The 13,822-nt window shown below is 37.3% G+C and carries 15 protein-coding genes; all 15 read left to right on the top strand.

Annotation, left to right across the window (positions count from 1 at the left end; all coding sequences use genetic code 11):
* The first annotated feature begins 296 nt into the window (after positions 1-296).
* The 15 genes from TY15_RS03865 to TY15_RS03935 all read left to right on the top strand — a co-directional run bounded on the left by TY15_RS03865 (position 297) and on the right by TY15_RS03935 (position 13,800).
* Positions 297-2,459, top strand: a complete 2,163-nt coding sequence (locus TY15_RS03865) for a peptidoglycan D,D-transpeptidase FtsI family protein (RefSeq protein WP_040207996.1) — start codon at positions 297-299, stop codon at positions 2,457-2,459.
* 270 nt (positions 2,460-2,729) lie between these two features.
* On the top strand, positions 2,730-3,650 hold the full coding sequence (locus TY15_RS03870) for a phosphate ABC transporter substrate-binding protein (RefSeq protein WP_040207997.1): 921 nt from the start codon (positions 2,730-2,732) through the stop codon (positions 3,648-3,650).
* Between the two features lie 82 nt (positions 3,651-3,732).
* Positions 3,733-4,653 carry a phosphate ABC transporter permease subunit PstC gene (pstC, locus tag TY15_RS03875; protein ID WP_040207999.1) on the top strand — a complete coding sequence of 307 codons (921 nt, stop codon included), beginning with the start codon at positions 3,733-3,735 and terminating at the stop codon, positions 4,651-4,653.
* Positions 4,653-5,540 (top strand): phosphate ABC transporter permease PstA, encoded by an 888-nt coding sequence (gene pstA / locus TY15_RS03880; protein ID WP_040208001.1) that lies wholly within the window; start codon positions 4,653-4,655, stop codon positions 5,538-5,540. The genes pstC and pstA overlap by 1 nt, the downstream gene beginning before the upstream one ends.
* An 83-nt stretch (positions 5,541-5,623) precedes the next feature.
* A complete protein-coding gene (gene pstB / locus TY15_RS03885; RefSeq protein WP_218838929.1) occupies positions 5,624-6,379 on the top strand; it encodes a phosphate ABC transporter ATP-binding protein PstB in 756 nt (251 codons plus the stop codon).
* Positions 6,380-6,393: 14 nt separating this feature from the next.
* Positions 6,394-7,167 (top strand): phosphate ABC transporter ATP-binding protein PstB, encoded by a 774-nt coding sequence (pstB, locus tag TY15_RS03890; RefSeq protein ID WP_040208003.1) that lies wholly within the window; start codon positions 6,394-6,396, stop codon positions 7,165-7,167.
* 13 nt (positions 7,168-7,180) lie between these two features.
* On the top strand, positions 7,181-7,840 hold the full coding sequence (gene phoU / locus TY15_RS03895) for a phosphate signaling complex protein PhoU (RefSeq protein ID WP_040208004.1): 660 nt from the start codon (positions 7,181-7,183) through the stop codon (positions 7,838-7,840).
* A gap of 304 nt (positions 7,841-8,144) precedes the next feature.
* The gene (locus TY15_RS03900; RefSeq protein WP_040208006.1) at positions 8,145-8,849 is read left to right on the top strand and encodes a DUF4912 domain-containing protein; all 705 of its coding nucleotides are present in this window, start codon (positions 8,145-8,147) and stop codon (positions 8,847-8,849) included.
* The gene (locus tag TY15_RS03905; RefSeq protein ID WP_040208008.1) at positions 8,821-10,074 is read left to right on the top strand and encodes a glycosyltransferase family 4 protein; all 1,254 of its coding nucleotides are present in this window, start codon (positions 8,821-8,823) and stop codon (positions 10,072-10,074) included. Before TY15_RS03900 ends, TY15_RS03905 begins: the two co-directional genes overlap by 29 nt.
* Before the next feature lie 21 nt (positions 10,075-10,095).
* Positions 10,096-10,719 (top strand): hypothetical protein, encoded by a 624-nt coding sequence (locus tag TY15_RS03910; RefSeq protein ID WP_040208010.1) that lies wholly within the window; start codon positions 10,096-10,098, stop codon positions 10,717-10,719.
* 134 nt (positions 10,720-10,853) lie between these two features.
* Positions 10,854-11,003 (top strand): 50S ribosomal protein L33, encoded by a 150-nt coding sequence (rpmG, locus tag TY15_RS03915; protein WP_015594975.1) that lies wholly within the window; start codon positions 10,854-10,856, stop codon positions 11,001-11,003.
* A gap of 55 nt (positions 11,004-11,058) precedes the next feature.
* Entirely contained in the window at positions 11,059-11,625 is a 567-nt protein-coding gene (locus TY15_RS03920) for a 5-formyltetrahydrofolate cyclo-ligase (protein ID WP_040208011.1), read from the top strand.
* The gene (locus TY15_RS03925) at positions 11,622-12,413 is read left to right on the top strand and encodes a DUF92 domain-containing protein (RefSeq protein WP_244440877.1); all 792 of its coding nucleotides are present in this window, start codon (positions 11,622-11,624) and stop codon (positions 12,411-12,413) included. The genes TY15_RS03920 and TY15_RS03925 overlap by 4 nt, the downstream gene beginning before the upstream one ends.
* 139 nt (positions 12,414-12,552) lie before the next feature.
* Positions 12,553-13,506 carry an L-lactate dehydrogenase gene (locus TY15_RS03930; protein ID WP_040208012.1) on the top strand — a complete coding sequence of 318 codons (954 nt, stop codon included), beginning with the start codon at positions 12,553-12,555 and terminating at the stop codon, positions 13,504-13,506.
* 99 nt (positions 13,507-13,605) lie between these two features.
* Positions 13,606-13,800 (top strand): hypothetical protein, encoded by a 195-nt coding sequence (locus TY15_RS03935; protein WP_040208013.1) that lies wholly within the window; start codon positions 13,606-13,608, stop codon positions 13,798-13,800.
* Positions 13,801-13,822 lie beyond the last annotated feature (22 nt).

Consider the following 13,822-nt stretch of genomic DNA (forward strand, 5'->3'; position numbering starts at 1 on the left):
CCTTGATACGGAAGAGTAAGAAAGATGGTCAGAATAATATTCCATACAATAATACTCCAAAATATTTTATAATAGAAGTTGAATGATAAGTGGATTAGGGAAAGTAAAATAGAGGCTAATTAAAGGAATGCAAGGATTTATGTTCTAGAAACAGCTCCTATTTTAGTTGTTTGGAAGATTTTATGTTTCATATCGAGACAAGAACATAAAATTTATCTCGCCTAAAGGCGTTAAATCATTTTATGATAAAAGGAACTAGTTTCAAAATGGTAGTACAAGTGGGAGGATTGTCCAGATTGAAGAAAAGTAAGCAGAAAAAAAAATCAAATATTTCATTCAGATTGAACTTAATCTTTTTTTGCGTCTTTATATTATTTGCTACATTAATTTTAAGACTAGGAATAGTACAAATTGTTTTTGGTGAAGATTACAAACGGGAAATCGAACAAAAAGAGGTTGTACCCATCAATTCATCAGTCCCTCGTGGGAAAATATATGATACCAATGGAAAATTAGTGGTTGGAAATACGCCTTTAAAAGCAATTACTTATACACGCTCCACTTCAGTTAAACAGGATGAAATGTTAGATATTGCTAAAAAATTAGCTAATCTGATTAGTAAAGACTCCGAAGAAGATTTCAAATTAATAACAAAAAGAGATCGCCAAGACTATTGGATTATGAACCACCCAGATGAAGCCACTGCAAAAATAAAGAAAGCAGATAAAGAAAGATTAGAGAAAAAAGAGTTGGATAAAAAGGAATATGATAAAGAAATATATGATTTAACGAGGGAAAGAATTACTGAGGAAGAATTAAATTCCTTTTCTAAGCAAGAGCTCGAAGTATTAGCTATATTTCGTGAGATGTCAAGTGGAACAACGCTGTCACCTCACATCATCAAAAACAAAAATGTGACAGATGAAGAATATGCGATTGTCAGTGAACACTTGGATACTTTACCAGGGGTAGATACCACATCTGACTGGGATCGATATTTTGCCTTTAAAGATGATAAGGGAAATGGCCCTTTGAGCTCAGTTTTAGGAAAGGTGACTAGCTCAAAAGAGGGATTGCCAAAAGACAGTCTTGATTATTTATTGTCTAAAGGATATAGCAGAAATGATCGTGTCGGTAAGAGCTATATTGAGAGCCAATATGAAGATGTTCTCCAAGGTCAAAAGGAAACGGTAAAGAACGTGACAGATAAAGCAGGTAATGTTTTGGAATCTCAGGTATATCGAGAAGGAAAGAGTGGGAATGACTTAGTATTGTCCATTGATATCGAGTTTCAAAAAAGGGTGGATGAGATTATTGAACAGAAACTAGGGAGTGCTAGAGCAGGTCAGCCCTACATGGATCGGACCTTGGTTTCTGTCATGAATCCAAAAACCGGAGAGATGCTTGCGATGTCGGGCAAACAATATGTGAAGGATAAAGAAACAAACAAAACAGAGGTACAGGATTTTGCATTAGGAAACATGACAACTTCTTATTCAATGGGGTCGGCTGTAAAAGGAGCAACTGTTTTAACAGGTTATCAAACAGGTGCCATCAAACCAGGGGACTACCTTAATGATAGACCATTAAAGTTTAAAGGAACCCAGGTAAAGAAATCCTGGAATACCAGTGGATTTGGTTCAATCAATGATTTATATGCATTAAAAAGATCCTCAAATGTATACATGTTCTTAACGGCGATGAAAATTGGTGGTCAACAAACGTATGTTCCTAATGGACCATTAACGATCGATAAAGTTGCGGCCATTAATACATTTAGAAAAAATTTCGCTGAATTTGGGTTAGGGATAAGAACAGGTATAGACCTTCCTGGAGAACAAACAGGTTACGGTGGCGGACAAATCCCGGCCGATGCTGGTAAGGTGCTCGATTTTGCAATCGGACAATATGATACCTATACACCACTGCAGCTTGTTCAGTATATCTCAACGATTGCCAATGGTGGATATCGGATTCAACCACATATAGTTAAAGAGATCCATGAACCGAATAATACGGGGGAACTCGGACCGATTATTGAGGAGATAGCCCCAACTGTTTTAAATAGAATTGACATGAAAGATAGCTGGATTGACCATGTTAAGGATGGCTTAGAATTAGTTGTTAATGATCCACAAGGGACAGGATATGGTACGATTAAAAATAAACAATATAAGATCGCTGGTAAAACTGGAACAGCCCAAGCCTTATATGATGGCCCCTTAGGTGGTCACCCAATGCTATGGAATGTGACCTTTGTTGGCTATGCTCCCTACGATAATCCTGAAATAGCGGTTTCCGTTGTTGTTCCATGGTCTACTACTGATGCTACACATGTTAATTTAGAAATCGCTGATGAAGTTTTTAAAGCCTATTTTGAATTAAAAGAGAAGCATTTAAATGAAGGAAAAACGGGTTCAGAAGGAACAGAAGGTACTCAAACGATCGATAATAATTAAAGAAATCGACTTTACCCTTTTAGGGAGACTAAAAAGACGAACATGATGTTAATGTTCCGAAAGTCTTCCTAAGAGGGTTTTTTTATGTTTTTGAATCTTAAGGCCAATTTATGTAGAAGATAAAATATCCTTATCCTATTTACAGGGTATTAATCTAACTTTACAAAACCTTTACATTCAATTCAAACACGCTTTACAGTTATACCTTATTCTTATATATGTAAGGCAGACAAACATTATCACCACCAAATTTTAGGGGGAATAAAGGAAATGAAAAGTTCGAAAAAATTAGGCCTACCAACAGTATTCGCAGCGTTAATGGTATTTACAGCTGCATGTGGAGGCGAAACCTCTTCGGATAAAACAGAAGGGAAAGACAACACTAAAACTGAAGAGAAACAAGAACTTTCTGGATCATTATCCATTTCTGGGTCATCTGCAATGCAACCACTAGTAGCAGCTGCTGCAGAGGAATTCATGGCTGAAAATCCAAATGTAGATGTGCAAGTTCAAGCGGGTGGGTCTGGGACAGGCTTATCGCAAGTATCTGAGGGATCAGTTCAAATTGGGAATTCCGATGTATTCGCTGAAGAAAAAGAAGGTATTCCGGCTGATGAGCTTGTTGATCATAAAGTAGCGGTTGTAGGAATGACAGCTGCTGTAAATCCTAAAGTAGGCATTAAAGATATTAAAAAAGAGGACTTAATAAAAGTATTTACTGGAAAAATCACAAACTGGAAAGAACTTGGTGGAGCAGATCAAAAAATCGTACTTGTAAACCGTCCAGATTCTTCAGGAACACGTGCGGTATTCAATAAGTTTGCTCTTGATGGCGCAACACCGGCTGAAGGAATTACTGAAGATTCTTCTAACACAGTTAAAAAGATCATTAACGAAACAGACGGAGCAATTGGTTATCTTGCATTCTCATACTTCACTGATGATACGGTAACACCACTTGCAATCGATGGCGTAGAACCAACTGAAGAAAATGTACAATCCGGAACATTCCCAGTATGGGCTTACGAACATTCTTATACTAAAGGTGAAGCTGACGGATTAGCAAAAACGTTCCTTGACTACATGATGTCAGATGATATCCAAAATAACCTTCTTAAGGAACAAGGATATCTTCCTGTTACAAAAATGGAAGTTGAACGTGATGCTGAAGGAAAACAAACAGATAAATAATAGTAAGGTCCAATAAGGAACGGGGTAAATGTGATTGCGCATTTACCCTATTATCTCGTAATTTAGGAGTGAGTGGTGCATTATGGAAAAGTTAGCTCCTGCAAAAGACAGGTTAGTGAAATCAAAACAAAATTGGGTTGATGGTGAATTAAGAGGGAAAATTCTCGTTCTTTTATGTGCAGTTATTATGATAACTGCTACTATTTCGATTACAATTTTCTTAGGTACAAAGGGTTTGCAATCATTCATAAAAAATGGAGTAAGTCTTATTGAGTTCATAACAAGTACGAAATGGAATCCTACTAATCAGGCCAATCCAGAATATGGAGTTTTACCATTTATTTTTGGATCCTTCGCTGTAACGTTCCTTGCTGCAATTATAGCAGCACCATTAGGAATTGGCGGGGCCATTTTTATGACGGAGATCGCTCCATCCTGGGGAAGAAAAATTTTACAGCCAGTTATAGAGCTTTTAGTTGGGATTCCATCCGTAGTTTATGGTTTCATAGGGCTTACAGTTCTAGTACCATTTATCAGAGAACATGTCGGAGGATTAGGTTTCAGCTTACTCTCTGGTATGATTGTACTTTCCATTATGATTTTACCCACTATAACAACAATTGCCACTGACGCAATAAGTTCTCTGCCAAAAAGCTTACGAGAAGGTTCATATGCTCTTGGCGCAACTCGCTGGCAAACGATCAGGAAGGTGCTAATCCCTGCTGCACTTCCATCCCTACTGACGGCAATTGTACTGGGGATGGCAAGAGCATTTGGTGAAGCTCTTGCAGTCCAAATGGTAATCGGAAACGTAAGAAATTTACCAACAAGTATTTTGGACGCTTCGGCAACTTTAACGACGATCATTACCTTAAATATGGGTCATACGACATATGGCAGTGTGGAAAATAATACGCTTTGGTCCATGGGATTGATTCTATTAGTTATGTCGTTTGCGTTTATTCTCCTTATCCGCTATCTTTCATCAAGGAGGAAACTATAATGAAAAGCAAAACGGCTGATCGGATTGCCACAGGGGTTTTTATTGCGATCGCGATTATTATTATTTCAATTCTTGTTGGCTTATTTTCATATATATTAATTAATGGATTTAAATATATTTCTTGGGATTTTTTGACCACTCCATCTAGTAATATCCGTGCTGGTGGGGGAATAAGAGACCAACTATTCAATTCATTTTATATATTACTTATTACAATGATCATTGCAATTCCCCTTGGAATTGGCGGTGGAATATATATGGCAGAGTATGCGAAGCCAGGAAAAGTTACGGATATTATTCGTTCTTGTGTTGAAGTGTTATCATCATTACCTTCCATTGTGATAGGAATGTTTGGTTTATTGGTATTTGTTAATACAACAGGATGGGGTTATACCATTTTAGGTGGAGCGTTAGCACTAACTGTCTTTAACTTGCCTGTGATTGTGCGTGTAAGTGAGGATGCGATTCTTGCCGTACCACGGGAATTAAAAGAGGCAAGTCTTGCATTAGGTATAACACGATGGCATACAATTAAAACCGTAATCTTACCTAGTGCATTTCCTTCAATATTAACGGGGATCATACTTGCTGCAGGAAGGGTGTTTGGTGAAGCAGCAGCTTTATTATTTACTGCTGGTCTATCTACACCAAGACTTGATTATGCAAACTGGAATCCATTTTCCCCCCAATCACCATTAAATATATTTCGACCTGCGGAAACACTGGCAGTTCACATTTGGTCGGTAAACACGCAAGGATTAATCCCAGATGTAGAAGAGGTTTCTAATGGTTCAGCTGCTGTGTTAGTCATTTCAGTTTTACTATTCAACTTGTTAGCAAGATGGATTGGAAGTCTGATTACTAAAAAAATTACGGCCACTAAATAAAGGGTAGGTGAAAACGGATGGTTACTACTTTTTTGGAAAAAGAATCGACAGATCAAATTTTACAATCAACCGTCCCGTTTCAAATGGAAAATATATTAAAGGTAAATAATTTAGAGATATTTTACGGTGAGAAACGTGCGGTAAACGGAATTTCATTGGATATTGAAAAAAATGCAATAACCGCATTGATCGGTCCTTCTGGATGTGGAAAGTCTACGTTTTTAAGAAGCATTAACCGGATGAATGATTTAATCCCGGAAGCAAGAGCGGAAGGACAAATCCTCTATGAAGATTTAAATATTTTATCAGAACAAATAGATGTAGTGGCATTACGGAAAGAAATTGGAATGGTTTTTCAAAAGCCAAATCCTTTTCCAAAATCGATTTATGAAAATATTACTCATGCCCTTAAATTCTCAGGAATAAAAAAGAAAAGCCAACTCGATGAAATTGTTGAAGAAAGTTTGATAAAAGCTGCATTATGGGATGAAGTAAAAGATAGACTTCATAAATCTGCACTATCACTATCAGGTGGGCAACAACAGCGGCTTTGTATTGCTAGAACAATTGCAATGAAGCCAGTAATCATGCTCCTTGATGAACCATCATCAGCATTGGATCCTATATCCAATGCCAAGGTTGAAGAGTTAATTATCGACTTGAAAAAGGACTATTCCATTATTATTGTAACGCATAACATGCAGCAGGCTTCTCGTATTTCTGATAAGACAGCTTTCTTTTTTAAAGGAGATTTAATTGAGTATGATTCCACTGAAAAAATCTTTACAAACCCTTCAGTGAAAAAGACGGAAGAATATATCTCAGGACGTTTCGGATAAGGGAGGGGAAGTTTGTGTCGAACATTACATTAACTAGACAAGTATTTGATATCAATAATTTAAATTTATGGTATGGTGATCATCATGCGTTAAAAGATATTAACTTTCCTATTAATAAAAAAGAAGTTACCGCGATTATTGGTCCATCCGGTTGTGGAAAGTCAACTTTTATCAAAACGCTTAATTTGATGATTAATATGGTTCCAAATGTAAAGATGACCGGAGAAATTAATTTTAATGGTCAAAATATTCTAAGTGATAAGCTGGATCTTGTTGAACTTCGTAAAAATGTGGGAATGGTATTTCAGAAAGGAAATCCTTTTCCGCAATCCATTTATGATAATGTTGCCTATGGACCTAGAATTCATGGGATGAAACGAAAGGTCCACTTGGATGAGGTGGTTACAAAGTCATTGATGGACGTGGCTTTGTGGGACGAAGTAAAGGATCGATTGCATACACCTGCGTTAGGTTTATCAGGGGGACAGCAACAAAGGTTGTGTATTGCAAGAGCACTTGCAACAAAACCAGATGTATTGTTGATGGATGAGCCAACCTCGGCCTTAGACCCTATTTCCACCTTGAAAATTGAGGAATTAATTTTAGAATTAAAAGAAAAATATACGATTGTTATTGTTACCCATAATATGCAACAAGCATCAAGGGTATCAGATAAAACTGCTTTCTTTTTAATGGGTGAATTAATTGAGTTAGATTCAACTTCTACTATATTTTCGAACCCTGCGGACGAGCGTACTGAAGGGTATATTACCGGAAGATTCGGATGATGGGGTGACATATATGAGTACGAGATCAAATTTTGATAATAACTTAAAAGAGTTAAAAGATTTACTGCTAAAAATGGCCAGTAAAGCAGAAACTGCCATCAAAGAATCAATGCTTGCCCTTGTTAATCAGGATTTAGAAAAGGCACAGCAGGTGATTGATGGTGATAATGAAATCGATGATTTAGAGTACGAAATTAATGATATGGCATTATTATTAATTGCAAGAGAATCTCCGGTAGCTACCGATCTAAGGAAAATTAGTGCAGCCTTAAAAGTTTCATCTGAAGTTGAGCGATTTGCTGATATTGCTGTAAATATTGCCAAATCTGCTTTGCATATAGGTAAGGAGAAGCATTTTAAAGAAATTATTGATATACCAAAAATGATGGAAATGGCTTTAGAAATGGTGTCAGAATCCATATCTGCCTATTACGCTGAGGATATTACTTTAGCAAAAAAATGTGCAGAAAAGGATGATGAAGTAGACAAAATGTTTGGAAGTTTAGTTCAAGAACTTATGAGCTATATCCCGCAAAATCCAAACGCAACGAACCAAATTATACAATTAGCTTTTGTATGTAGATTTATTGAAAGAATTGCCGACCATTCAACAAATATTGCCGAGGATGTTGTGTATCTTGTGACAGGAAATCGCGTTAATTTGAATGACTAACTGGATAAATAAAAAAGTTCGGATGAGGCTTTACAGCTTCATCTTTTTTGTGTTGCAAAATATTATGTCGAAATGACTTAGAGGTCCATTAAAAATTTTGCAGATTTATGTAAAAAATAGTTTTTGACTCAAATGTATGAAAAAATTCTATCGCTTAATCATGCTAGTATTAAGGATATGCAGAAAACGACAAATTGTGTTCATTGTGCGCTTCTCCATCTGATGATACCATTAAATTATTCATTATTAAGAATAATTTGCGTTTGTTGGCATACATTGATGGTTTGCAGAATGGAGGAAAAATATGATTGACGAGATTATCAAACTAAGAGGAGATGGCTTATCATTTCGGAAAATAGCATTAGTGCTCAATACATCAGTTGGTAAGGTCCAATATCGTTGGAATAAATGGCTTGAACAAACTGAAGAACAATTCATTGATTCGAGAGAAGGACGAGCAGCAACGAATTCAAATTCCTCCGAAAATAATCCTGTTCTTGATGCCCTGCCACTTAACGGTGAATTGAAGGCAAAACTTGTTACACCTCGTAAAATGATTCTTTTCTGGGATGTTTCCGTTATACCGCAAAAAATTATTGAATTATTTTATGGTCGCCCGTTTAAAGAACTCGTCACTATTGTCAGATTATATGATGTAACTGGCATTTTATTTAATGGCGTAAATGCCCACCACTTTAATGAAATTACAGTACCATACAATAATGGTCACTGGTTTATAAAAGGATTAGAGAAACACCACAGCTATATAGCAGAACTAGGGATTTATTTGTCAGATTCAGAGTTTTTCCCGATTTATCGTTCTAATTGTGTCCAAACATCAGGTCTTGAACTTTTATTGGAAAGTGTCTATCAGCAGGATGTAGTCCAAATCCAACGCTATGAAGAGGAAGCTCCTAAATGGGTTGAACACGTTAGTACGTATAGTTATTATCTTAAATCAGACAACTTGGAGGAGAAAAATGAGCAAAAACCTTTCCGAACAAGTTGAAGTCGATGTGAGTCCTTTAGATCATTGGCACTTAACCATATTAATTTTATGCTGGGAGTATCCGCCTAATGTCGTGGGGGGGCTTTCACGACACGTATATGGATTGTCTACACATTTGGCAGAGATGGGGCACGAGGTCCATGTGATCACGGCTGGAACTCATGAACTCCCAGCGTTTGAACGAATGGAGAATGTAAATGTCCATCGTGTAAAGCCACTTAATGAGCGAGATCATCATTTCCTTTCGTGGATTGCCGGTCTTAACCTAGCAATGGCATTTCAAGTGAAACAACTATCTGAAAAGGTTAAATTTGACATTGTTCATGCCCACGATTGGCTGGTCGGTGCTGCTGCGATTACTTTAAAGCAATCGCTTGATATCCCATTATTGACCACTATCCATGCCACCGAACATGGTAGAAATAATGGAATCCATAATGAAATCCAGCAATTTATCCATGAAAAGGAAAGCCAGTTAATCACAGAGTCAGATCAACTTATCGTATGTAGTGAATATATGAAAAATGAATTAATAAAGGTTTTTCAGACAACAGACGAGAAATTAGCCGTCATACCTAATGGCGTTGAACCATTGACAGTAGATTTAAAGGCAGCGACCATCATTCCTGAGTTAGTACAAAGAAGATATATCTTTTCAATAGGAAGAATAGTAAAGGAAAAAGGCTTTGATACAATAATAGAGGCTGCAGAGTTGGCTAAAGAGCAAGAGTTGGACATAGTATTCGTCATTGCTGGAAAAGGTCCTATGCTAGAAACCTATCAGAAGCAAGTCAGTGCACGAAAATTGGACAAACAGCTTCTGTTCATCGGCTATATTACAGATGAGCAAAGAAATGCCCTTATACATGGTAGTCTTTTAGCGGTTATTCCTAGTTTATATGAGCCATTTGGAATAGCTGCACTTGAAACCATGATTCTTGGTAAACCAACTATTGTATCCAATACGGGTGGGATGAAGGGAATTGTCAAGCATTTACAAACGGGGCTGTTGATGGGTCCTGGTGATGCTCAAAATCTATTAGAGCAGATCGATTACTTATTGAATAATCCAGATTTGGCACAGGAAATTGGGGAAAAGGGAAGGCAAATTGTAAAAAGCTTATATGGCTGGAAGCGTATTGCATCGGAATCAAGCAAAGTTATGGAAGATACACTATTAAACAAACGGGTATGTGAGAATGAACAAAGGGGTATCACCAAATAATTTGTAAATAAGGTGTTAACGATGATAAACATAACGGAACTATCTAAAATGAATCTGCCCCCTCAACAAGGGCGGAAAACGGAAACCATTCAATTCGTCCCTGGAATATGGGTAAACGGCAAATGTCTTTGGCTGCATAATTGTACGGAAAAAGTAATTTATGATGAAGAATTGATTTTTATCGTAAAACAGGAGCAAATTCACTCTAAAATACGCTTTTCAAGTCTGTATGTAAGTAATCATAGTGATCAAAAGAAAGACATCAATATTTTGGCCATGCATTATTTTTCAAATGTTGGACAGGATCAGTTAACGTTTATTTCACCTAAAGATAATCATATTTTTCATCATGCAAATAATGAAATACTTCTCGTTAATGGAAGATCCAATAAAATGGGGACAAAAGTGTGCACAGTCATTCCACTTTGGCATGCGCACACCGATCAAATCTGGAGTTCAGTTGATAAAGGAAACTTGAAATATCAACCGATGGCCAAGGGACCTGCCGCTAGTATTTTTGCAATGAAGGTGTCAATTGCCCCTCGTGAGACTGGTAAAATGACCACTTGGACCATAGCGGGTTCAAACAAAAATGACTTACTTTCAATGGAAAATGCCCTCACAAAAAGGTTTGAAAACAGATAACTTTGGTAACTGTTCTACTCCTCCACTAGTTCACTTTCGCTTTTCTTCAAAAATACTAGCATTTCGTTTTGAAAAATGATATTATAGAAAAGTCGTATGAACGAACTAGCTTAATCGTTTGGAGGGAAATTGACATGCGTGTAAATATTACGTTAGCTTGCACTGAGTGTGGAGATCGTAACTATATTTCAACAAAAAATAAACGTAACAACCCAGATCGTCTTGAGCTTAAGAAATATTGCCCAAGAGAAAAGCGTACAACAGCACACCGTGAAACAAAATAAGCAGTAGGGCTTCCTGCTGCTTTTTTTGTTGTCTAAAAGTAAGGAGGGCCGTTATATGTTTGATAAACAGTCTGTTCGTAAACAGGTACAAGAGGAACTTGCGAAGCTTAACAAACCACGCTATGAAGATTACTCCTATAAAATTGCTAACCGCTTATATAAAGATGAGGACTGGATCCAGGCTAATGTTATTGCTATTACCGTTTCTAGGATGCCAGAGGTGGATACATACCAAATCATTCGAAAAGCGTGGGAACAGGGAAAACAGGTTGTGGTTCCCAAATGTCTTCCGAAAGGTAAACAGTTAGTTTTTAGAACAATAAAATCGTTTTCTCAGCTTGAATCGGTGTATTATGGTTTGTTTGAACCGATAGAACAGATTACTACCAAAGTTGAAGTTGACAGGATCGACCTGATTATTGTCCCGGGGTTGGCGTATACATCTGATGGCTATCGAATAGGCTTTGGTGGCGGTTATTATGATCGCTTGTTATCCCATTTCTCTGGAAATACGTTATCACTTGCCTTTAATGAGCAAATCATACCCCATTTCCCGATAGAGGATCATGATATTCCTGTTTTAAAGATCATTACAACGGATAGGACAATAACCATAAAATGATGTTGGATGATGTATTGATTTTTGGTGGAATTGTGGTGATTGGGGTGCTCGGATATCACGTTAAATCATTGAGTAAGTCTGGTTCAATCGCGGCTATAATTGTTGGAATGGCAGTCTTTATTGGTTTCGGTGTGAAAGGACTTATCCTCCTAGGCAGTTTTTTTGCTTCCTCCAGCTTATGGTCAAATTACAAAAGTTCTCGCAAAAAGGAAATCGAGGAAAAGTTGGCGAAGGGGGCCAGAAGGGATTGGCGTCAGGTGTTTGCCAACGGTGGAGCGGCAGTTTTTTTTAGTGTTTTACACTATTTCTACGGTGGGTGGATGCCGCTAATCGGATTTATGGTCACTCTAGCTAGTGCTAATTCAGATACGTGGGCATCGGAAATCGGTAGCTTAAGCAGAAGAAATCCTCTATACATACGCACCTTTAGGAGAATTGAAAAAGGTACATCTGGTGCAATTAGCTTTTTAGGAAGTAGTGCAGCACTTATTGGTTCATTGTTTATTTCTTTAATCGGAGGATGGTTATTCCATTTAGATAGCACCGTAACCATCCTCATTTTTCTCTTTGGTTTCATTGGGAATGTAATTGATACTTTAATGGGTGCATTTTATCAACAGGAATACATTTGTAAGAACTGTGGGTTAATGACCGAAAAAAAGATTCATTGTCATTTAGAGACAACAAGAATAAAGGGTTTCACCTTTGTGGATAATGATATGGTTAATTTTTTATCTGGCTTTATGGCTGCAATATTTTCCATCTTGATTATTCAAATAATTGGGTAATTATCTATATTTAAACCTATATTAATAAAGGACTTGGATTTTCAATTGTGTGTGGATAAAAAGAGAAGAAAACCAAAGTTAAGTTTGAAATAGATTGAGGATCATTTTATCTTCACTTTTTTCTATTGGAGGAATGTTCATGCTAAAACGTGTTAACAGAGTTGCACTTATTGGGACAGGTTTTGTTGGTTCAAGCTATGCGTTTGCCCTATTAAATCAGGGTATTACAGAAGAGTTAGTCTTAATTGATTTGAACAAAGAAAAGGCGGAAGGCGACGCTATGGATTTAAACCATGGGCTTCCCTTCGCACCAACTCGCACACAAATTTGGTATGGTGATTACCAGGATTGTGGGGATGCCGACCTTGTCGTGATTACAGCTGGTGCTAACCAGAAGCCTGGTGAAACACGACTTGACCTTGTTGAGAAAAATACGAAGATCTTTAAGGGCATCGTTTCTGAAATTATGGCAAGTGGGTTTGATGGGATTTTTCTAGTTGCGACTAATCCTGTAGATATATTAACCTATGCAGTGTGGAAGTTTTCAGGGTTGCCAAAAGAGCGGGTAATCGGTTCGGGAACGATTTTGGATACAGCTCGGTTCCGCTTCTTATTGGGTGATTATTTTGATGTAGACACCCGAAACGTTCACGCCTATATTATTGGGGAACATGGTGATACAGAGCTTCCTGTATGGAGCCACGCTGATATTGCTGGAACATCGATTTCGGAGTGGACAAAAAATAAAGATGCCGTTAATAAAGAGGATTTAAATCAGATTTTCTTAAATGTTCGTGACGCGGCTTATCACATTATTGAGCGAAAAGGCGCAACCTATTATGGGATTGCCATGGGCTTAGTCCGGCTCACGAAGGCAATTTTGCGGAACGAAAACTCAGTATTAACTGTTTCGGCCTACCTCAATGGTGAATATGGACAAAATGATATTTATATTGGTGTTCCAGCAGTGGTAAACCGAAAAGGTGTAAGAGAAGTTGTTGAGCTCGAATTAAATGATGTTGAGAAAGAAAAATTCTCAACATCAGTGAAGGTATTAAAAGAAACAATGGAACCTGTATTTAAAAATATATAAATCGGTAGCGGGGCGAATGATAAATATTCGTCCCTTTTTTGCAGAAATTTGGATAAATCCTTGCGGATCAACACAGAATACTAAATAGGAGGGATGATGATGTCTCGTATGTTAACATCCATATTAATGATTGGTTCAATAGGATATTTTGCGTTTCGGTATAGATACCGCCTGATTAATGTTCTGCTTGGCTCTAGTTGGATGCGCAGGCTAGCAGTAGGTTCGATTATGAGCTTTCCTGGAATAAAACAAAAAATGATGAAATCAGTATTTGGAGGACCATCTGAATGGTGAAAACCATAGATGGTTCTATTTT

The organism is Neobacillus jeddahensis (assembly GCF_000612625.1).
GTDB classification, from domain to species: domain Bacteria; phylum Bacillota; class Bacilli; order Bacillales; family Cytobacillaceae; genus Neobacillus; species Neobacillus jeddahensis.